This window comes from Inquilinus limosus (genome assembly GCF_002195995.1).
In the GTDB taxonomy this organism is placed as follows: domain Bacteria; phylum Pseudomonadota; class Alphaproteobacteria; order DSM-16000; family Inquilinaceae; genus Inquilinus; species Inquilinus limosus_C.
On record NZ_NHON01000100.1, the window covers coordinates 1 to 20,182 of the forward strand.

At 70.9% G+C, this 20,182-nt stretch carries 20 protein-coding genes and 1 riboswitch; of the genes, 12 read left to right on the top strand and 8 right to left on the bottom strand.

What is annotated here, in order from left to right:
• From BWR60_RS30725 to BWR60_RS30740, 4 genes are all read left to right on the top strand, one after another.
• A partial coding sequence (locus tag BWR60_RS30725; RefSeq protein ID WP_179222019.1) for a cell wall hydrolase occupies positions 1–1,142 on the top strand: 1,142 nt, incomplete at its 5' end.
• Between the two features lie 136 nt (positions 1,143–1,278).
• Positions 1,279–2,574, top strand: a complete 1,296-nt coding sequence (locus tag BWR60_RS30730) for an MFS transporter (protein ID WP_088156215.1) — start codon at positions 1,279–1,281, stop codon at positions 2,572–2,574.
• Between the two features lie 11 nt (positions 2,575–2,585).
• On the top strand, positions 2,586–3,656 hold the full coding sequence (locus BWR60_RS30735) for a TAXI family TRAP transporter solute-binding subunit (protein WP_218823760.1): 1,071 nt from the start codon (positions 2,586–2,588) through the stop codon (positions 3,654–3,656).
• A gap of 218 nt (positions 3,657–3,874) precedes the next feature.
• Positions 3,875–3,980, top strand: a riboswitch (SAM-I-IV-variant riboswitch).
• A 44-nt stretch (positions 3,981–4,024) separates the two neighbouring features.
• Entirely contained in the window at positions 4,025–4,945 is a 921-nt protein-coding gene (locus tag BWR60_RS30740) for a homoserine O-succinyltransferase (RefSeq protein WP_088156217.1), read from the top strand.
• A 131-nt stretch (positions 4,946–5,076) separates the two neighbouring features.
• Here BWR60_RS30740 and BWR60_RS30745 read toward each other — a convergent pair whose 3' ends face one another.
• Complete coding sequence (locus BWR60_RS30745; protein WP_088156219.1) at positions 5,077–5,712, bottom strand: glutathione S-transferase family protein; 636 nt, start codon at positions 5,710–5,712, stop codon at positions 5,077–5,079.
• Between the two features lie 90 nt (positions 5,713–5,802).
• Here BWR60_RS30745 and BWR60_RS30750 point away from each other — a divergent pair, with 90 nt between their 5' ends.
• Genes BWR60_RS30750 through BWR60_RS30760 form a run of 3 tightly spaced genes read left to right on the top strand, consistent with a single transcriptional unit; the run spans position 5,803 to position 8,454 of the window.
• Positions 5,803–7,188, top strand: a complete 1,386-nt coding sequence (locus BWR60_RS30750) for a leucyl aminopeptidase family protein (protein WP_230983230.1) — start codon at positions 5,803–5,805, stop codon at positions 7,186–7,188.
• 40 nt (positions 7,189–7,228) lie between these two features.
• Positions 7,229–7,585 carry a MarR family winged helix-turn-helix transcriptional regulator gene (locus BWR60_RS30755; protein WP_088156248.1) on the top strand — a complete coding sequence of 119 codons (357 nt, stop codon included), beginning with the start codon at positions 7,229–7,231 and terminating at the stop codon, positions 7,583–7,585.
• On the top strand, positions 7,582–8,454 hold the full coding sequence (locus BWR60_RS30760) for an NlpC/P60 family protein (RefSeq protein WP_088156223.1): 873 nt from the start codon (positions 7,582–7,584) through the stop codon (positions 8,452–8,454). The genes BWR60_RS30755 and BWR60_RS30760 overlap by 4 nt, the downstream gene beginning before the upstream one ends.
• Before the next feature lie 109 nt (positions 8,455–8,563).
• Here the strand turns inward: BWR60_RS30760 and BWR60_RS30765 are convergent, their stop codons facing one another.
• The gene (locus BWR60_RS30765) at positions 8,564–9,481 is read right to left on the bottom strand and encodes a LysR family transcriptional regulator (protein ID WP_343216429.1); all 918 of its coding nucleotides are present in this window, start codon (positions 9,479–9,481) and stop codon (positions 8,564–8,566) included.
• Between the two features lie 99 nt (positions 9,482–9,580).
• Between BWR60_RS30765 and BWR60_RS30770 the strand changes: the two genes are divergently transcribed.
• Positions 9,581–10,759 carry an MFS transporter gene (locus BWR60_RS30770; RefSeq protein ID WP_088156227.1) on the top strand — a complete coding sequence of 393 codons (1,179 nt, stop codon included), beginning with the start codon at positions 9,581–9,583 and terminating at the stop codon, positions 10,757–10,759.
• A 13-nt stretch (positions 10,760–10,772) separates the two neighbouring features.
• On the opposite strand, the gene BWR60_RS30775 is transcribed toward BWR60_RS30770, so the two are convergent.
• The 3 genes from BWR60_RS30775 to BWR60_RS30785 form a co-directional block, all read right to left on the bottom strand.
• Positions 10,773–11,057, bottom strand: a complete 285-nt coding sequence (locus tag BWR60_RS30775; RefSeq protein ID WP_088156229.1) for a type II toxin-antitoxin system RelE/ParE family toxin — start codon at positions 11,055–11,057, stop codon at positions 10,773–10,775.
• Positions 11,054–11,353: an antitoxin of toxin-antitoxin stability system gene (locus tag BWR60_RS30780; RefSeq protein WP_088156231.1), complete on the bottom strand. Its 300-nt coding sequence runs from the start codon at positions 11,351–11,353 to the stop codon at positions 11,054–11,056. The genes BWR60_RS30775 and BWR60_RS30780 overlap by 4 nt, the downstream gene beginning before the upstream one ends.
• 65 nt (positions 11,354–11,418) lie before the next feature.
• Positions 11,419–12,351: a 2-hydroxyacid dehydrogenase gene (locus tag BWR60_RS30785; protein WP_088156233.1), complete on the bottom strand. Its 933-nt coding sequence runs from the start codon at positions 12,349–12,351 to the stop codon at positions 11,419–11,421.
• 291 nt (positions 12,352–12,642) lie between these two features.
• On the opposite strand from BWR60_RS30785, the gene cysE reads away from it, so the two are divergent.
• Positions 12,643–13,500 carry a serine O-acetyltransferase gene (cysE, locus tag BWR60_RS30790; protein WP_088156234.1) on the top strand — a complete coding sequence of 286 codons (858 nt, stop codon included), beginning with the start codon at positions 12,643–12,645 and terminating at the stop codon, positions 13,498–13,500.
• Between the two features lie 190 nt (positions 13,501–13,690).
• Entirely contained in the window at positions 13,691–14,524 is an 834-nt protein-coding gene (locus BWR60_RS30795; protein ID WP_088156236.1) for an arylamine N-acetyltransferase family protein, read from the top strand.
• On the opposite strand, the gene BWR60_RS30800 is transcribed toward BWR60_RS30795, so the two are convergent.
• Positions 14,511–15,881 carry an Nramp family divalent metal transporter gene (locus tag BWR60_RS30800; RefSeq protein WP_088156250.1) on the bottom strand — a complete coding sequence of 457 codons (1,371 nt, stop codon included), beginning with the start codon at positions 15,879–15,881 and terminating at the stop codon, positions 14,511–14,513. The two genes, BWR60_RS30795 and BWR60_RS30800, sit on opposite strands and share 14 nt — an antisense overlap.
• 235 nt (positions 15,882–16,116) lie before the next feature.
• Here BWR60_RS30800 and mntR point away from each other — a divergent pair, with 235 nt between their 5' ends.
• Entirely contained in the window at positions 16,117–16,551 is a 435-nt protein-coding gene (gene mntR, locus BWR60_RS30805) for a manganese-binding transcriptional regulator MntR (protein ID WP_088156238.1), read from the top strand.
• Between the two features lie 143 nt (positions 16,552–16,694).
• Positions 16,695–18,557, top strand: a complete 1,863-nt coding sequence (locus tag BWR60_RS30810) for a calcium-binding protein (RefSeq protein WP_088156240.1) — start codon at positions 16,695–16,697, stop codon at positions 18,555–18,557.
• Between the two features lie 6 nt (positions 18,558–18,563).
• Here the strand turns inward: BWR60_RS30810 and zapE are convergent, their stop codons facing one another.
• Both zapE and BWR60_RS30820 read right to left on the bottom strand, forming a co-directional pair.
• Complete coding sequence (gene zapE / locus BWR60_RS30815; protein ID WP_088156242.1) at positions 18,564–19,730, bottom strand: cell division protein ZapE; 1,167 nt, start codon at positions 19,728–19,730, stop codon at positions 18,564–18,566.
• A gap of 75 nt (positions 19,731–19,805) precedes the next feature.
• Complete coding sequence (locus BWR60_RS30820) at positions 19,806–20,006, bottom strand: DUF433 domain-containing protein (RefSeq protein WP_088156244.1); 201 nt, start codon at positions 20,004–20,006, stop codon at positions 19,806–19,808.
• Positions 20,007–20,182: the final 176 nt, after the last annotated feature.

Genomic DNA, 20,182 nt, shown 5'->3' on the forward strand with positions numbered 1-20,182 from the left:
CGGTGGCGGTGCCGCCGGTGCAGGCGACGACCGAGCCGCCCTTGGCCCCGGCCGAGGGGCGGGCGGACACGACGCCGGTGGCGCCCGTCGCCGCGCCGGCGGCGCAGTCCGGCGCCGCGACCCTGATCGATGTCGCGCCGAACGACGCGAAGCCCGTGGTCGTGGCCTCTCTCGGGCCGACGGCCGGACTGCTGGCCGACACCGCGCCGGCGTCGCCCTCCTCGATCGCGCCCGTGGCGGCCGTGCTGCCGGCGACCGCCGACACCGTGCCGTCGCAGCCGGCCCTGGCCACGCCATCCGGGACAGGCGCGGTGGTGGCCGACACCATGCCCGCCTTCGTCCAGCCCGCCGGCCCCGGCGCCGCGCCGGTCTGGGCCCGGCCGCGCTCCTCCCTGCTGCGGGTCGACCGGCCCGCGCCGGAGGTGAGCGAGCGGCTGGACATCGCCCTGGCCCGCGCGGTGTCGCTGGTCGAGCCCGCCGGCGCCCCCTGGCTGCGCAGCACCGAGGCCGACGGCGCCGGCCGCCGCCTGACCGGCTGCGGCCCGGGCGACCTGGCCTGCTCCGTCTTCGTCTCCGGCCGCGGCATCTCGGTCGACCAGCCCTCGCCGCTGCTGCGCCGGATCGGGACCGGCCCGATGAGCATCGGCGGCGTGCCCCTGCCGGCCGACCCGGCCAAGGCGGAGCGGTCGCTGCGCTGCCTCGCCTTCACCGCCTACACCGAGGCCGGCAACCAGGGCACGCGCGGCATGGCGGCGGTGGTCTGGGTGGTCATGAACCGCATCGCGGTGGCCGATGATTTCGGCGACACGCCCTGCGAGGTCCTGGCCGACCCGGGCCAGTTCGAGCCGCTGCAGCGCCCGCGCTTCCGCGCCTTCGCCAAGGCGGTGCGGGGCGGCGCGATGCCGCAGTTCCCGGCGCCGCTCAGCGCGCAGGACGAGATCCTGCAGCGCACCGCGCGTCTGGTGGTCTGGCAGATGCTGGACGGCTATTTCGCCGACGACCCGACCGACGGCGCCCAGTATTTCTTCGCCCCGGCGGCGATGCGGGCGCTGGGCCGCGGCATGCCGGCCTGGACCAACCGCTTCCGCCGCACCGCCTCGATCGGCGACCACGTCTTCTACCGGCCGAAGCGCGGCGGCTGAATCGAGGCGATGGGGCTGGCCGGCTGACCGCCCCGCACCACTTTATCTGCAGGCGGAGACCAGGGGGCCGCTTGCCCTGAAAACGTCACGAATCTTCCCTGGCCCCGGCCCTTCGCCCGACCTAGAACGGACGTGAATGGCCGCCACCGATTCCGCCCCTCCGCCACCCTCCCTCGGCTCGGTCCTCCTGGCCGTGGCGCCGCTGCTGCTCAGCGCCGCGATCATGATCATGGGCAACGGGCTGTTCGGCACGCTGGTGGCAGTACGGATGGATCTCGACGGCTTCGGCGTCGGCACCATCGGCCTGGTGCTGGCCTTCTATTCCGGCGGCTTCGCGCTGGGCACGCTGATCTGCCCGCGCATCGTGCTGCTGGTCGGCCATATCCGCACCTTCGCCGCCTTCGCCGCGATCGCGTCGGCTGCGGCGCTGTTCCACGCGCTGTGGGTCGACCCGGTCGTCTGGGCCGTGCTGCGCCTGATCACCGGCATCAGCATGGCGGTGCTGTTCACCATCATCGAGAGCTGGCTGAACGCCCGCGCCTCGAACGCCGTGCGTGGCCGGGTGATGTCCTCCTACATGGCGGTGAACTACACCGCCTTCGGCCTGTCCCAGCCCTGGCTGACGGTGATGGACCCGGCCAGCTTCGCCCTGTTCTCGGTGGTGGCGATGCTGGTGTCGCTGTCGCTGGTGCCGCTGTCGCTGACCCCGGTCGAGACGCCGCCGGTGATCAAGGTCAAGCGCTTCGGCCTGCGCGCCCTGATCGCGATCTCGCCGCTCGGCGTCGCCGGCTGCTTCTCGGTCGGGCTGATCAGCGCCGCCTTCTCCGGCATGGGGCCGGTCTATGCCCGCACCATCGACCCGTCGCCGGACTGGATCGCCAGCTTCATGATGACGGCGATCTTCGCCGGATTCCTGCTGCAGTATCCGGTCGGCCGGCTGTCCGACCGCTTCGACCGGCGCCAGGTGTTCCTCGGCATCACCATCGCGCTGGCCCTGATCAGCGGCGCCCTGGCGCTGTTCGGCGGCAGCTCGATGACGCTGATGCTGGTGCTGCTCGCCGCCTTCGGCGGGCTGTCCTACACCATCTATCCGCTCAGCCTCAGCCACGCGAACGACTTCATGGAGCCGGAGCAGCTGGTGCCCGCCGCCGCCGGGCTGCTGCTGTGCTACGGCACCGGCGCGGTGTTCGGGCCGATCATGGCGTCGCGGGTGATGCAGCTGCTGGGCCCGTCCGGCCTGTTCGCCTGGACCGGCACGGTGGCGGCGCTGCTGGCGCTGTTCACCGTCTATCGCATGACTCGCCGCGCGGCGAAGCCGAACGAGGAGCAGGGCAGCTTCGTCTCGGTCGCGCCGACCACCACGCCGGCCGCGGCCGAGCTCGACCCGCGCGCGCCGGACGAGCCGCCGCCGACCCTGCGCGACGTCGCCTGAGGGGGATTGCCATGCTGACCCGCCGCCGCCTGCTGACCACCGTGCTTCCGGCCGCGGGGATGGCCGCGGCGGGGCTCGGCGCGGTGGGATTGGGGGGCATGCGATCGGCGCGGGCGCAGTCGCAGGACCCGGTGTTCTTCCGCATCGGCACCGGCACCACCGGCGGCACCTATTTCCCGATCGGCGGCATCATCGCCGGCGCCATCTCCGGCCCGCCCGGCCTGCCGCCCTGCGGCAGCGCCGGCGGCAGCTGCGGCGTCTCCGGCCTGATCGCGGTGGCCCAGGCCAGCGCCGGGTCGATCGACAACATCCGGCGGATCCGCGACGGCGAGTTCGATTCCGGCCTGTCCCAGGCCGATGTCGCCTTCGCCGCCTATACCGGCGAGGGGCCGTTCGCCGGCGAGCCGCCGGTGACCAGCCTGCGCGCCATCGCCCATCTCTTCTCCGAATTCGTCCATGTCGTGGTGCCGGCGGACAGCCCGGCGCAGTCGGTGGCCGACCTCAAGGGCAAGCGCGTCTCGGTCGGCGCCGAAGGCTCCGGCACCATCTACGACATCCGCCAGATCCTCGGCGCCTACGGCCTCAAGCAGACCGACGTGACCGAGGTCTATGAGCGGCCGGAGCCCTCGGCCGACCTGCTGGCCGAGGGCGGGCTCGACGCCATGGTGATGACCGGCGGCCCGCCGCTGGGGGTGATCGCCGACCTGGCGCGGCGCCGGCCGATCCGGCTGCTGCCGATCGCGGGGCCGGAGGCCGAGGCGCTGGTCGCCAAGGTGCCGTTCTTCGCCCAGGAGCCGATCCCCGCCGGCCTCTATGACGGCGTCGCCGCCGAGGTGCCGGGCCTGTCGGTCGGGGCGATCTGGCTGGTGGCGGAGAAGGTGGCCGAGGCCACGGTCTACGAGATCACCCGCGCCCTGTGGCAGAAATCGACGCTGGAGCTGCTGGCGGCCGGCCATCCGCGCGGCAAGGAGATCTCGCTCGACGGCGCCGCGCGCGGCCTGGGCGTGCCGCTGCACCCCGGCGCCGCCCGCTACTATGCCGAGAATGCGATGCTCAGCCTGCCGGCCAAGGCCACGCCCTAGAGACCATTTGGCAATGCTACTGGTGCGGCCGTCTGACGGCGGCTTCTGCGCTTCCGGTGCTCACGGACTTTAACGTCCGCTGCGCTCCGGTTCTCGAAGCCACCGCCAGCCGACTCACGCCAGCGCATTTCCGAATGATCTCTGAGGCGAGGCCCGGCGGAGCGGATGTCATCGCGCATTCATCCAGTTGAAATGTCCCCGCGGACCCCGTAGAACTGGTCGCACATCAGGAGTTGGGCACTGCCCGACGCCAACCTGCTTCCCGAGCAAGGTGGCGCCCCCGAGAGGGGGGATGTGGTCGAACCGACAACCAAACGGGTCCATCACAGATTCGGTCCTGCCCGCGACGCGTGGAACCAGACCGAACTATGCCGATCAAGATTCCGAACGATCTGCCCGCCCGTTCCGTCCTGGAAGCGGAAGGGGTCATGGTGATGCTCGAGGCGCAGGCGGTGCGCCAGGACATCCGCCCCATGCGGATCGGCCTGCTGAACCTGATGCCGAACAAGGTCAAGACCGAGACCCAGTTCGCCCGGCTGCTCGGCGCGTCGCCGCTGCAGGTTGAGCTGACGCTGGTCAAGATGACCAACCACGTGCCGCGCAACACGCCGGCCGACCACATCCTGTCCTTCTACCGGGACTGGGAGGACGTGCAGGCCGAGAAGTTCGACGGCTTCATCGTTACCGGCGCGCCGGTGGAGACGATGGCGTTCGACCAGGTGACCTATTGGGACGAGTTGCGCCGCGTCTTCGACTGGACGCAGACCAACGTCCATGGCTGCTTCAACATCTGCTGGGGCGCCCAGGCGGCGGTGCACCATTTCCACGGCGTGCCCAAGCACGGGCTGCCGCAGAAGAAGTTCGGCGTGTACCGCCACCGCATCGTCGAGCCGGCCTCGCCCTATCTGCGCGGCTTCTCCGACGACTTCACCATCCCGGTGTCGCGCTGGACCGAGAACCGGCGCGAGGATCTTCCGGCGGCCAGCGGCATGAAGGTGCTGATGGAATCGGACGATGCCGGGCTGTGCCTCCTGGAGGATGCCGGCCACCGGTCGCTGCACATGTTCAACCATGTCGAGTACGACACCGACACGCTGGGCGACGAGTATTTCCGCGACGTCGCCGCCGGCAAGGCGATCGCCCTGCCGTATGACTACTTCCCCGGCAACGACCCCGAGCGCCGCCCGCAGAACCGCTGGCGCAGCCACGCCCATCTGCTGTTCGGCAACTGGATCAACCAGCTGTACCAGACCACGCCCTACGACCTCGGCGACATCGGCAAGGGCTGAGATTCGCCTGCCGATATCCGTCTTTCTTCGTCATTTCGAGGAGGCGAAGCCGACGAAGCAATCCATCGTCCCGCAAGGGCTGCTGCATGGATTGCTTCGCTGCGCTCGCAATGACGGGGAAGGGCAGCGGGTCAGAACGTCAGCACCCAGGGCTCGGCCATGCCGGCTTCGACCCAGCGGCGCATCGCCGGCAGGGCCAGCACCGCGTCGGCATAGGCCCGGCACGCCGGGTCCAGCGGCACCCGGTAGCGGTCGAGGCGAAGCACCACCGGCGCATACATGCAGTCGGCCGCGCCGAAGCCGCCGAACAGGAACGGGCCTTCGGCGCCGGCCGCCTCGCGGCACTGCCGCCAGATCGCGGTGACGCGGTCGATGTTGGCCTCGGCCGCGTCGCTGCGGGTCTTGCCCGGATCGGTCGGCGCCAGGTCCATCGGCAGCTCATTGCGCAGGGCCGCGAAGCCGCTGTGCATCTCGGCCGAGACCGACCGGGCGAGAGCCCGCCGCGCCGGGTCGCGCGGCCACAGGCCCAGCTCCGGGAACCGCTCGGCCAGGGTTTCCAGGATCGCCAGGCTGTCCCACACCGTGGTGCCGCCGTCGATCAGCGCCGGCACCTTGCCGCTGGGCGAGTGGCGCAGGATCGCTTCCTTCGACCCGTCGCGGTACAGCGGGATCAGGATCTCCTCGAAGGCGAGGCCGTGATGCGCCAGGGCCAGCCAGGGCCGCAGCGACCAGGAGGAGTAGCGCTTGTTGCCGATGAGGAGCTGCATGGCGGTCCGGTCCGGCTGGGGGTTGGCAAGGCAAACGGGCTGGAGCATGGTGTGCCGCCCCGAGTTTCCGAACGCAAGAAGGCCCACGCCGTGCTGCCGAATCTGGTCGATGCCGCCGAGGGAGAGGTCGTCTCTCTGATCCCGCTCAGCAAGGCTGCGCTGGAGGGCTGGCGGGCCGCCGCCACGCCGGCGCAACGGGCCTGGGCCGAGGCCAATGGCTTCGCCGCGGAATCGGGCCGCACCCTGGCGCTGCCGGGCGAGGGCGGCCGGGTCGACGCGATCCTGGTCGGCATCGATTCCGCCTCCGACCCCTGGGCCTTCGCCGGCCTGCCGACCGGGCTGCCCGTGGGCACCTACCGGCTGGATGATTCGGCCGAGGCCGCGACCGCCACCGCCGCCGCCTTCGGCTGGGCCCTCGGCGGCTATCACTACGGCCGCTACAAGGGGCCGGAGCGGGCGTCCGCCAAGCTGGTCTGGCCGCAGGGCGCCGACCGCGCCGCGGTGGAACGCGCGGCCAGTGCCACGACGCTGGTGCGCGACCTGGTCAACACCCCGGCCAACGACCTCGGCCCGGCCGAGCTGGCCGCGGCGGCCGAGGCGCTGGCCAAGGAGTTCGGCGCCCGCTTCAGCGTCGTCACCGGCGATGAGCTGCTGACCCGCAACTATCCGATGATCCACGCCGTCGGCCGCGCCTCCAGCCGGGCGCCGCGGCTGATCGACATCGAATGGGGCGACCCGTCGGCGCCGAAGGTGACGCTGGTCGGCAAGGGCGTCGTCTTCGATTCGGGCGGCCTCGACCTCAAGGATTCCGGCAACATGCTGCTGATGAAGAAGGACATGGGCGGCGCCGCCCATGCCCTCGGCGTCGCCCGCATGGTGATGATGGCGCGGCTGCCGGTGCGGCTGCGCGTGCTGGTGCCGGCGGTGGAGAACGCCGTGTCCGGCGACGCCTTCCGGCCGATGGACGTGTATCGCAGCCGCAAGGGGCTGACGGTCGAGATCGGCAACACCGACGCCGAGGGGCGGCTGGTGCTGTGCGACGCGCTGGAGGAGGCATCGTCCGAAAAGCCCGAGATCATCGTCGACTTCGCCACCCTGACCGGCGCCGCCCGGGTGGCGCTGGGCACCGATTTGCCGGCGATGTTCTCGAACGACGACGCCACCGCCGACGCGCTGGCCGCGGCGTCGCGCCGGGTCGAGGACCCGCTGTGGCGCCTGCCGTTGTGGCAGCCCTACAACCGGTTGCTGAAATCCGGCATCGCCGACATCAACAACGCCCCCGATACGCGCTTCGGCGGGGCCATCACCGCGGCCCTGTTCCTCGAGCGCTTCGTCGCCCCGGGCGTGCCCTGGGTGCATATCGACCTCTATGCCTGGAACGGCGCCGACCGGCCGGGCCGGCCGAAGGGCGGCGAGGCGATGACGATGCGGGCCGTCTACGCCCTGCTGGAGGAGCGGTTTGGAGGCGGGCGCTGATCCGATCGATCGTATCGTCGTCGCCGGGGATGCGTGCGGCATGACCGTCGCTTTGACCTCGATCCAGGCGCTGGAGCTGTGGCGCCACGCCCTGACCGCGGCGGTAAGGCGCGAGGCGCCGGACCTGTCGTCGCGGCAGATCGCCCTGCTGCTCACCATCTACCTGACCCCGGCGCCGCACACGGTGCGCGGCCTGTCCTCGACCCTGCAGATCTCCAAGCCGGCGGTGACCCGGGCGCTGGACCGGCTGGGCGAGCTCGGCCTGACCCGCCGCACCGTCGACCCGGCGGACCGGCGCAACGTGCTGATTGAGCGGACGGCGGAAGGCCAGGCCTATCTCGACGGGTTCGCCGATCTGGTGCGCCAGGCCGCCAGCATGATCGGGGCCGCGGCGTGACCACCGCACCCGACATCGACCGCAACCTGGTGCCCTGGCGCCCGGACCTGGCGGCCGAAAGCCTGCGCGGCGTGCATGCGGCGGAGCGCTATGCCGCCGGCACGCTGCACCAGGCGGTGCGCGGCATCGTGCCGATGCGCTCGGCGCCGGACGCGGCGCGCGGCCAGGCCACTGAGATGCTGCATGGCGAGACCATCACGGTCTACGAGATCAAGGACGGCTGGGCCTGGGGCCAGCTCACGGCGGACGGCTATGTCGGCTATGTCGAGGCGGCGGCGCTGAGCGACCGGATCGCCGCGCCGACCCACCGGGTGCGGGCCTTCCGCGCCTTCCTCTACCCGGCGCCGGACTTCAAGCGCCCGCCGGTCCGCGCCCTGAGCTTCCGCAGCCCGGTCGAGGTGGTGGAGACGGAGAAGGGCTATGCCCGGATCCGCGAGGCCGGCGAGCCCGGCGGCTGGCTGCCGGAGGTGGCGCTGGGCCCGCTCGACGCGATCGAGCCCGATGCGGTGGCGACGGCGCAGCGCTTCCTCGGCGTGCCCTATCTCTGGGGCGGCCGCTCCAGCCTCGGCATCGACTGCTCCGGCCTGGCGCAGCTGGCCTGCGCCGCCGCCGGCCACGCCATCGAGCGCGACACCTACCGCCAGGTGCACACGGCCGCGACGCTGGTCGGGACGGATGAGGGCGCCGGGCTGCAACGCGGCGACCTGGTCTATTTCCCCGGCCATGTCGGGCTGATGGTCGATGGCGAGACCCTGATCCACGCCAATGTCCGCGCCGCCGGCGTCTCGCTCGACCCGGTGCGCGAGGTCGCCGCCCGGACCCTGGCCGCCGAGGGCAAGGGCATCACCGCGGTGCGGCGCTTCGGGTAGAGCGGAATGAGTTTAGGTCCGGTCAGGACCTGACTGGATGTCGAGCGTCTTCTCGCGTTGCCTCTCCCGCAAGCGGGAGAGGCAACAACTCGCCGCCTTCGCGATCGCTCTAGCCGGCCGGCTCGCCACTCCGCTCCGCCGTCTCCACGATCGTCGCCTTGACCAGCTGGCGCAGCCAGCGGTGGCCGGCATCCTTGTCGAAGCGCGGATGCCAGGTCTGGATGACGGTGATCGTCGGCACCGTCACCGGCAGGTCGAAGGATTGCACCGCCAGGCCCAGCCCGGCCGCGCGGGCGACGACGGCGAGCGGCAGCGCCGCGACGATGTCCGACGCGGCGGCGGTGAGCAGCGCCGCATAGAAGCTCGGCATCACCAGCGCCACCCGGCGCGACAGGCCCAGCCGGTCCAGTGCGGCGTCGATCGGCCCGCGGGTGCGGCCCCGCCGGGAGGCGCCGACATGGGTCGCGGCGGCGAAGCGCTTCGCCGTCATGTCGCCCTGCAGCAGCGGATGACCCTGCCGCACCACGCCAACGAAGCGATCCTGCAGCAGGGCCTGGACCCGGATCTCCGGCCCGGTGTCGGCCGGCACGCCGATGTCGAGGTCGATGCGGCCCTCGCGCAGCGCGTTGACGTCCTCCTGGCCCTGGTCGGCGAAGCGCAGGGTGACGCCCGGCGCCTGCCGCGCCGCGGCGGCGGCCAGCCCGGCGCCGAACACGCCGGCGGCGTAGTCGCTGGCCCGGATGGTGAAGGTGCGCTCCAGCACCGTCAGGTCGGCGGCGCCCTCCGGCCGCAGCAGCGCCTGCGCATCCTCCACCACCGCGCGGACGCGGTCCCGCAGCTCGATCGCCCGCGGCGTCGGCACCAGGCGGCGACCGGCGCGCACCAGCACCGGGTCGCCGACGGCGTCGCGGATCCGGGCCAGCGTCCGGCTCATCGCCGGCGCGCTCAGATTCATCCGGCGGGCGGCGCCGGCGACGCTGCCTTCGGCCAGCAGCGCGTCGAGCGCGACCAGCAGGTTCAAGTCCATGGAGTGCATTGGACGCAATTATAAAGTCAGAAACCTGCACTGGAAAGCATGTCCCGGCCGGGCCAGCTTCGGGCTGACCCGTGAACCGAGAGATCCGTCATGTCCTCCATCGTTTCCTCCGACGCGGCCGCGGCCCCGTCCGGCGCGGCCCTGCTGCTGCCCTTCGCCCTGATCGTCTTCCTCGGCTACGCCACCATCGGCCTGCCGCTGGCGGCGCTGCCGGTCCATGTCCATGAGGCGCTGGGCCAGGGCCCGCTGGCCGTGGCCCTGGCCGTGGCGCTGCAGCCGGCGGTCACGCTGCTGACCCGGCCCTGGGCCGGCGGGCTGTGCGACCGGCTCGGCGGCAAGACGGCAGTCCTGGTCGGCGTGGCCGGCGCCGTCCTGTCCGGGCTGCTCTATGCCGGCGTCGGGCTGCCCGCCGACCCGCGGCTCGGCTTCGCCCTGCTGCTGCTCGGCCGCGCCGCGGCCGGGCTTGGCGAGGGGCTGATGATGACCGGCGGCCTGGCCTGGAGCATCGCCGCCGTCGGCGGGGCGCGCGCCGGCCGGGCCATGGTCTGGGTCGGCATCGCCATGTACGGCGCTGTCGCCGCGGGCGGCCCGGCCGGCCTGGCGCTGCGCGGCTGGGGCGGCTTCGGCGCGGTGGCCGGCGCCGTGATCGTGGCGGCGGTGCTGGCCGGGCTGGTGGCGCTGCCGCTGCCGGCGGTGCGCGGGGCGGGCGGCGCGCGGCTGCCCTTCCTGCGGGTGGTCGGCATGGTCTGGCCGCAGGGCGCCGGGCTGGCCCTCGCCTCGGTCGGCTTCGGCGCGATCTCCGCCTTCATCGCGCTGGACTTCCAGGCCGAGGGGTGGGGCGGCGCCGGCTTCGCCCTCAGCGCCTTCGGCGGCGCCTATATCCTGGCGCGGCTGCTGTTCGGGCATTTTCCCGACCGCTTCGGCGGCGCCAAGGTGGCGGCCGGGTCGCTGGCCGTGCAGGCGCTGGGCCTGCTGCTGCTGTGGGCGGCGGCGGTGCCGCAGGTGGCGCTGGCCGGCGCCTTCCTGACCGGGGCCGGCTTCTCGCTGGTCTTCCCCTCCTTCGGGGTCGAGGCGGTGAAGCGCGTGCCGGCGGCCAGCCGCGGCGCCGCGCTGGGCGCCTATGTCGCCTTCTTCGACATCGGCCTGGCCGCCACCGGCCCGGTGATCGGGCTGGTGGTGGCGCGGTTCGGCACCTCCGCCGCCTTCGCCGCCGGCGCCCTTTGCGCCGCCCTGGCCCTGCTGTCGACCCTGCGCCGGGCGACGGCGTGACCGCCGCTGGCCTTCACAGGCGACGGGGCCATCTCTGCGCTCCATGCACGAGGCGTAAAATGACCACTTTCTCAGGCTCGATCCGGTAGGCAATTACAAAGGGCGTGCCGACGACCACCAGTTCGCGCGTGCCCTTGTGCCGGCCCGGCCTGCCGACGTGCGGATGCTCAGTCAGGCGCTGTACGGCCGTTTCGATGATTTCGCCCATGTCGATTGCGGCCCAGGGATTTCTCTCGGCGATATAGGCCAATTGGCTGCGCCGATTCATCAACGCCATGGGCAGCCATTCGAGCTTCACTCGGTCCGCTCACCGGCGCGCTTCACCAGCTCGGCCCGTTGCCGGCGCCATTCGGCGGAGGCGTCCTCCTGCGAAATGCGCTTCACGCTGGGATCGTCGGCCTCCCGCATGGCCTGCTCGACCTCGGCGCGAAACCATTCGTCATGCTCCCGTGCCGCCCGCTGCTGCCGGACGAAGTCGCGCATGAATTCACGGATGATCTGAGATGCCGGCCGATCCGCGGCCGCAGCTTCGGCCATGAACTGCTCGCGCAGTTCCGGCTCCAGCTTGAGTGTGAACATCGCTTCCTTCGGCATCGAGATCTCCTGGGTACCAATACAGTATATACTATGTTGGTACTGCTTGGGTGATATCGGCGTCCTTAGTACCCCCGCGACCGGTCGACCACGTCCTCCATCGGCTCGCCGCGCTCGAAGCGGGCGATCTGCTCGGCCAGGCGCTGGGTCGCGTATTTGGCGTTGTTGCTGGCGGCGATGTGCGGCGTCAGCACCAGCTTCGGATGGGCCCAGAACGGATGGCCGGCCGGCAGCGGCTCGGTCCGGAACACGTCCAGCACCGCGCCGGCCAGATGGCCGGAATCCAGCGCCGCGATCAGGTCGGCGTCGACCAGGTGATGGCCGCGCCCGGCATTGACCACCCAGGCGCCGCGCGGCAGGGCGGCGAACAGGCGGCGGTCGAGGATGTCCTCGGTCTCCGCCGTCAGCGGCAGCAGGCAGACCAGGATCTCCGACCGCGCCAGGAAGGCGCCCAGCTGCTCGGCGCCGGCGAAGCCCTCGACGCCCGTCACCGCCTTGGGCGTGCGGCTCCAGCCCGCGACCCGGAAGTTCAGCGCCGTCAGCGCCCGCGCAGCGGCCGCGCCCAGCGTGCCGAGGCCGAGGATGCCGACGGTCGTGTCGCGGGCCAGCCGCTGGTCGTGCTGCAGCCATTCCCCCGCCGCCTGCTGGGCGCGGTAGGTCCGGGCCTGGCGGTGGATCGCCAGCACCTGCTCGGCCACGTACTCGACCATGCCCTCGCTCAGGCTGAGGTCGACCATGCGCACCAGCGGCACGTCGGCCGGCAGGGTCGGGTCGCGCAGCATGGCGTCGATGCCGGCGCCGAGCGAGTAGATCACCTTCAGCTTCGGCAGCGCCGCCAGCATCCCGGCCGGCGGCTTCCAGACGATGGCGTAGTCGATCCCGGCCGGGTCGCCGATCTCGGGCCAGACCCGCACCTCCAGCGCCGGCATCGCCTCGCGCAGCGCCGGCAGCCACTGGGCGGGATCATCGGTGGCCGAGGCGAAGACGGCGACGGGCATGGGGCGATTCTCCAGGGATCAGCGGTCCAGCCGACGGTACGAAATCCCGGCCCGTCATGGCGAGCCCCGAAGGGAGGCGGCCGAGGTTCCGGAAACCGTGAGACCGGCCTTCTCCCGGAGAAAACAGCAATCTGAATTTGCTGAAATAAAAATATCAACAAAACAAGAAGCGTATACCAAAGAATTTATCTGCGCTGATGACAAGCGGCCGGGGAAGGCCTATTTCCTCTCCATGGTCATTGTGCCGGGCGGGCCTCCCCGCCGCCCGGCCCGGCAAAGGGGAATGAGGCCATGCCCGACACCGCCCTCGCGCGGAAGGCTGACGCCGCCGACTCGTTCGCGTTCGACCGGAACGCGGAGGTGTTCGCGCTGATGCGCGATTCCGCCGCCATCCTGGCGCGGCAGGAGGCGATCCTGGCGCCCGTGGTCGAACGCATCGTGCTCGGCGCCGCCGATTTCAGCGATGCGCTCGCCCGCCTGCTGGCGACCAAGCTGGAATGCGATACGGCGTGCCATGACCGGCTGCTGGCGCTGGCGGCGGAGGCGATGCGCGCCGATCCGACGATCGCCGGCCATGCGGTGCTGGACCTCGACGCCATCAAGGACCGTGACCCGGCGGCGCGCGACCACCTGACGCCGTTCCTGTTCTTCAAGGGCTTCCACGCGCTGCAGTGGCACCGGGTCGGCCACTGGCTGCACGGCCATGGCCGCACCGCGCTGGCCCATTTCCTGCAGAGCCGGGTGTCCGAGAGCCTCGCGGTCGACATCCACCCCGCCGCCCGGATCGGCTGGGGCCTGCTGATCGACCACGGCACCGGCGTGGTGATCGGCGAGACCGCGGTGGTCGGCAACGATGTCTCGATCCTGCACGGCGTCACCCTCGGCGGCACCGGCAAGGTCGGCGGCGACCGCCACCCGAAGGTGCGCGACGGCGTGCTGATCGGCGCCGGCGCCAAGATCCTCGGCAATATCGAGATCGGCGAGGGCGCCAAGATCGGCGCCGGCAGCGTGGTCCTGGCCGATGTGCCGCCGCACCGGACGGCGGTGGGCGTCCCCGCCCGCATCGTCGGCTCGTGTTCGGAGCCGCTGCCCGCCCTCACCATGGACCACTCGATCCCGGTTCCCCCGGGCATCGACTTCGTGATCTGAGGCCGCCCGGGAATTCTACTGGCGCGGCCGTCTGACGGCGGCTTCTCCGCTTCCGGTGCTCACGCACCAAATGTGCGCTGCGCTCCGGTTCTCGAAGCCACCGCCAGCCGACTCGCGCCAGCGAATTCCCGGACGACCTCACGCCGCATCGGGTTAGGCTCCCCTCCGCAGCCAGCGGAGGGGGGCCGCCATGACCGACAGCTTCGATCTCGACGCCTATCTCCACCGCATCGGCCATGACGGGCCGGTGGCGCCGGACCTGGCGACGCTGCAGGCGCTGGTGTTCCGCCACGCCTGCGCCATTCCCTTCGAGAATCTCGACCCGCTGCTCGGCCGGGCGCCCCTGCTCGACCCCGGCTCGCTGCAGCGCAAGCTGGTGGCCGGCGGCCGCGGCGGCTACTGCTTCGAGCAGAACCTGCTGCTGCGCCTGACGCTGCTGGCCATCGGCTTCCGGGTGACCGCCCACACCGCCCGGGTGCTGTGGGGCCAGCCCGAGGATCACATCAGCGCGCGCAGCCACATGCTGCTGCGGGTCGATCTCGATGACGGGCCGCGGATCGTCGATGTCGGCTTCGGCGGCCAGACCCTGACCGGGGTGCTGCGGCTGGAACCCGGGATCGAGCAGCCGACGCCGCACGAGCCGTTCCGGCTGCTGCCGGTCGGCGGCGACCTCAAGCTGCAGGCGAAGACGGGAGACCAATGGCGGTCGATGTACCGCTTCGACCTGCAGGAGCAGTGGCCGGTCGATTACGAGGCATCGAACTGGTATCTCGCCACCCATCCCGGCTCGCATTTCGTCACCGGGCTGACCGTGGCCCGGCCGCAGCCGGACGCCCGCCATGCCCTGGGAAATGCCGACTATGCCGTGCACCGGCTGGGGGGCGGCACCGAGCGGCGGACCCTGGCCGATGTCGGCGAGATGAAGGCTTTGCTGGTGGAGGTGTTCGGCCTGGCCCTGCCGGAGGGCCCGGAGCTGGACCAGGCCCTGGCGCGAGCGGTCGCGGCGTCGGCTAAGCCCCACTGACCCAGTCGAACAGCAGCTTGACGTTCAGCACGATGATCACCGCCGACACCAGCCAAGCGGTCCATTTCAGCCAGGCCGGGTTGGCGAAGGCGCCCATCTTGGCCTTGTCGCTGGTGAAGGCCACCAGCGGCACCACGGCGAAGGGCAACTGCAGGCTCAGCACCACCTGGCTCAGCACCAGCAGCTGGGCGGTGCCGCTCTCGCCGTACATCGCGGTGACGATCACCGTCGGCACGATGGCGATGCCGCGGGTGATCAGCCGCCGCAGCCAGGGCTTCAGCCGGATCGACAGGAAGCCTTCCATCACGATCTGCCCGGCCAGGGTGGCGGTCAGGGTCGAGTTCTGGCCCGAGGCCAGCAGCGCCACCGCGAACAGGGTGCTGGCGATGCCGACGCCCAGCATCGGCGTCAGCAGCTGGTAGGCGTCCTGGATCTCGGCCACGTCGGTGCGGCCGGCGGTGTGGAAGGTGGCGGCGGCCAGGATCAGGATCGCGGCGTTGATGAACAGCGCAAACATCAGCGCCACGGTCGAATCGATGGTGGCGAAGCGGATCGCCTCGCGCCTGCCCGGCTCGGTCCGCTCGAAGGCCCGGGTCTGCACGATCGAGGAGTGCAGGTAGAGGTTATGCGGCATCACCGTCGCGCCGATGATGCCGATGGCGATGTACAGCATCGCCGGGTTGGTCACGATCTCGGGCGAGGGGATGAAGCCGCGGGCGATCTCGGCGATCGCCGGCTGGGCCAGGATCAGCTCGACCAGGAAGCAGCCGCCGATGATCAGCATCAGCCCGATGATGAACGCCTCCAGGTGCCGGAAGCCGCGGTGCTGCAGGTACAGCACCACCATGACATCCAGCGCGGTCAGCACCACGCCCCACAACAGCGGGATGCCGAACAAGAGCTGCAGCGCGATGGCGGTGCCGATCACCTCGGCCAGGTCGCAGGCGACGATCGCCACCTCGCACAGGAACCACAGGCTGACGGCGACCGGCTTCGGGTAGTGGTCGCGGCAGGCCTGGGCCAGGTCGCGCCCGGTGACGATGCCCAGCTTGGCCGACAGCGCCTGCAGCAGGATCGCCATCACGTTCGACAGCAGGATGACCGACAGCAGCGTGTAGCCGAAGGCCGAGCCGCCGGCCAGGTCGGTCGCCCAGTTGCCCGGGTCCATGTAGCCGACGGCGACGAGATAGCCCGGGCCGACGAAGGCGAACAGCTTGCGCAGCCAGCCGGTGCCGCCCGGCACGGCGATGCTGCGGTGCACCTCGGGCAGGCTCGGGGCTGTCGGCTCCATCCGCCAGCCGGAGCCGGCGGCGCTGCCCTGCTGGGCAATCTCCTGGGCAGCGATGTCGCTTCTCATCATGCGCGCTCGTTCATTCCCGCTGCCGCGCAGCGGCTGAGGTGTTTGCCGATTCGACTCTCCCCGTCCTGTATAATGTAGCCATGGCTACATTCTTGGCAAGCGTCATCACCTTGTCATTTTCCGATCTGCCGGTATGATGCGCCGCAACCGCGCCGGCCTTATGGGACCGCAGAACGGCGGTCCCGACTCATCAATGGCGCCGGACGGTTTCCGGCTCCGAAGGACAGACGAGATGACCGAACAGGATCGCCCGAGCGACACCGGGCTGCAGGCCGCGGGGTTCAGCCGGGTGCGCCAGGCCCGCCAGTCCGAGACGGCCGAAGACTATGTCGAGATGATCGCCGAGCTGATCGACAGCCAGGGCGAGGCCCGGATCGTCGAGCTGGCGGAGCGATTCGGCGTGGCCCATGCCACGGTCAACAAGACCATCGCCCGGCTGCAGCGCGAGGGGCTGGTCAGCGCCCGGCCCTACCGTTCGATCTTCCTGACCGATGCCGGGCGCGAGATGGCCGATGCCTGCCGCCGGCGCCACCGCATCGTGGTCGAGTTCCTGAAGTCGATCGGGGTCAGCGCCGAGGTGGCGGAGATCGACGCCGAGGGCATCGAGCACCATGTCAGCGCCGAGACCCTGGCCGCCTTCGAGCGGCTGGTGACGATGAAGGCCTGATCGCGCCGGACCGCGCATCCTGCGCCTGACCGGCGCTTCCCGCCTCCTCCGTTCGGATGACGCACCGCCCTGCCGGATGTGATGGCATGCGTCCGCCCGCCACCCATGGGTCGGGCCGGACACAGGGATCACGGAGGGCGGACATGGCGACGCAGATCTTCGCGGGGAACACGGTCAGCTCCGGTATCCCGGCCAATCTCGGCAGCACGGACGACGTCTTCGTCTCCGACGGCGCGACGCTCGGATCGACCGATGCCTACGCGATCTACGGCACGGGCTCGCACCGGGCCATCATCCGCGGCACCGTCTTCGGCGATCGCGCCGGCATCGAGCTGAGCAGCGGCAGCGTCAGCCTCACCGCGGATGCCTATGTCGGCGGCGGCTACGGCATATCGCTGGGCGACCGGTCCTCGGTCGTCAATCACGGCACGATCTGGGGCGACCTGGTCGGCGTGCAGATCGGCGGCGCTCCGTTCAGCCCCGATCCGACCGTGGACGGATGGTCGATCGAGAACACCGGCCTGATCGAGTGTTCCGGCCTCGGGGCCATTCGCCGTATCGACAACTCGACCCTTACGATCAAGGTGCAGAACAGCGGCGTGATCTCCGGCCTCAACGCCTATCAGGGGGATACGGGCGACGGCATCGACATCATCGTCAACAGCGGAACCATGGAAGGCGGTGTCGTGCTCGGGGCCGGCAACGACTATTACGACGGGCGGTCGGGACGGCTCGATGGCGCGGTGTCCGGCGATGCCGGTGACGACACCCTGCTCTGCGGTGCCGGCGACAACGTCCTCGACGGCGGCGCGGGGGGCGATGTCATGCAGGGCGGAGCCGGCAACGATACCTACGGCGTCGACAGCGCCCTGGACATGGTCGACGAGGGCGTCGCCGGATCCGGCGGCATCGACACGGTGATCTCCTATATCAGCTACAGCCTGGTCGCCTCCGCCCATCTGCGCGGCTCGATCGAGAACCTCCAGCTCGGGACAGGAAACCTCAACGGCACCGGCAACGCGCTCGCCAACCAACTGGTCGGCAATGTCGGGAACAACGTGCTGGATGGCGGCGCGGGCGCGGACACCATGATCGGCTTCAAGGGCAACGACACCTATGTCGTCGACAACACAGGGGACGTGGTCGACGAAAGCTTCACGGGCTCGGACGGCGTCGACACGGTGCGGTCCTCGATCAGCTTCAGCCTGGCGAACACCACGGCCGTGCACGGCGCCGTGGAGGCGCTGACGCTGCTCGGCGCCGCCAATCTCAGCGGCACCGGCAACGCCCTGGCCAACCAGCTGCTCGGCAACAGCGGTGCCAACGCACTGAGCGGACTGGCCGGGAACGACGTGCTCCAGGGCGGCGCCGGAGCCGACCGGCTGGACGGCGGCGACGGCAACGACGTGCTTCGCGGCAATGCCGGCGCCGATGCGCTGGTCGGCGGGGCCGGCACCGACACCGCCAGCTATTACGACAGCGCGGTCGGGGTCTCGGTCAGCCTCGTCGCCGGCACCGGCAGCGGCGGCGACGCCCAGGGCGACACGCTGAGCGGGATCGAGAACCTTTCCGGCAGCCAGGGCAACGACAGCCTGGTCGGCGACAGCGGCGCCAATGTCCTGTTGGGCGGCCGCGGCAACGATGTCCTGGTCGGGGCGGGCGGTGCCGACACGCTGACCGGCGAGGCCGGGGCCGACCGCTTCGTCTATGGCAGCGCGGCGCAGAGCCCGACCGGGACCGGCGGCGACCGGATCACCGATTTCAGCCATGCCCAGGGCGACCGCATCGATCTGTCGGCGATCGACGCCAACGTCACGGTCGCCGGCGACCAGGCCTTCACCTTCATCGGCACCGGCCTCTACACCGGCGTCGCCGGGCAGCTGCGCTACGCCGTCAGCGGCGGGGTCACCACCATCGCCGGCGACCTCAACGGCGACCGGACCTCCGACTTCGCCATCACGCTGACCGGCGCGATCGGCCTGCAGGCCGGGGATTTCGTGCTGTAGCGGCGATCAGGCGGCCTTGCGCGCCTCGATATAGTCGACCGACTGCATCTCCATCAGCCGGCTCTCGGTGCGGGCGAATTCCAGCGCCTGGCTGTCGCCGGCATAGAGCTGGGTGACCGGCACCTCGGCCGCGATCACCACCCGGCGGCGGGCCTCGTACAGGCTGTCGATCAGCACGATGAAGCGCTTCATCTCGTGGCGCTTGGCCTCGGTGAAGCGCGGCACGCCCTCGATGATCACGGTGTGGAAGGCGTCGGCCAGCGTCAGATAGTCGGCGGCGCCCAGCGGTCGGGCGCACAGTGCGTCGAAATCGCACCAGGCCACGCCCTTGGCGGCGCGCGGCACCTCCAGCGTGCGGTTGCCGGGGACGGGCAGGGTGACCGGCGCGCCGCCGGCGCCGTCGGTCAGGTCGGCGAACAGGTCGGCCAGCGCCTTGTGCGCCATCCCGCCCAGAGGCGAATGGTACACCGGCCGGCCGCGCAGCCGGTCCAGGCGATAGTCCCGGCCGCCGTCCAGCTCCGCCACCTCCAGCTTCTTCTTGATCATGGCGATGAAGGGCAGGAAGCGGTCGCGCTGCAGCCCGTCCTTGTACAGGTCGTCCGGCGGCCAGTTCGAGGTCGCGACCACGATCACGCCGAGGCCGAACAGCGCCTGGAACAGCCGGCCCAGGATCATGGCGTCGGCGATGTCGACGACATGGAATTCGTCGAAGCACAACAGCCAGGCCTCGGCCGCGATGCGGCGGGCCAAGGGCGGAATCGGATCGGCGGTCTCGCCTTCGGCCGCGGCGCCGGACTGGCGCCATTCGTGGATGCGCTGATGCACCTCCAGCATGAAGGCGTTGAAATGCACCCGGCGCTTGCGCGGCACCGGCGTGGTGTCGAAGAACAAATCCATCAGCATGGACTTGCCGCGGCCGACGCCGCCCCAGAAGTAGAGGCCGCGCGGCGGGTCGATCGCCGGCGCCTTCTTCTTGCCGAAGCCAAGGCGGGCCAGCAGGCCGTTGCCGTTGGGCTCGGGTTCGGGCGGGGTGTAGCTGCGCAGCTGCCGGTGCAGCCGCTGCAGCTTCTCGACCGCGGCGGCCTGGGCCGGGTCGGCGCGCAGCGCGCCCTCGGCGATCCGGCGGCGGTAGAGGGCAAGCGGCTCGTCGTCTTGCGCTGCAACATCGGGCATGGCGAGGGTGCTTACCGCAAGCCCCGGCGAAATGCCAGACAAGGCGGCGCATCCCTGGGGTGAAGCGTGGGCGCGTCAGACCAGTCGAGCGGCGTGGCGCAGCGCCTGCATGACGTCCTCGCGGTCCAAGTCGGGATAGTCGGCGAGAACCTCATCGATGCTGTGTCCCGCACCGATCTGGCCGACGATCATGCCGACAGTGACCCGCATCCCGCGAATGCAGGCCCTGCCGCCCATCACCTCAGGCTGTTGGGTAATACGGTCCAGCAATTCCATAGGGCTATCCATCGCGCGCAGGCCAAAGCTAGAGCGTTAGCCGCTAAGGCTGATTCGAGAGGAGTTCCCATTTTGGGTGAACTGTGATTCAAGCTTTGTGCTGGATCGGAGGCCGGCATGAATGGCAGGACCCTTGTCGCAGGATCTTCGGCTGCGTGTTGTTCGGGCGGTTGAAG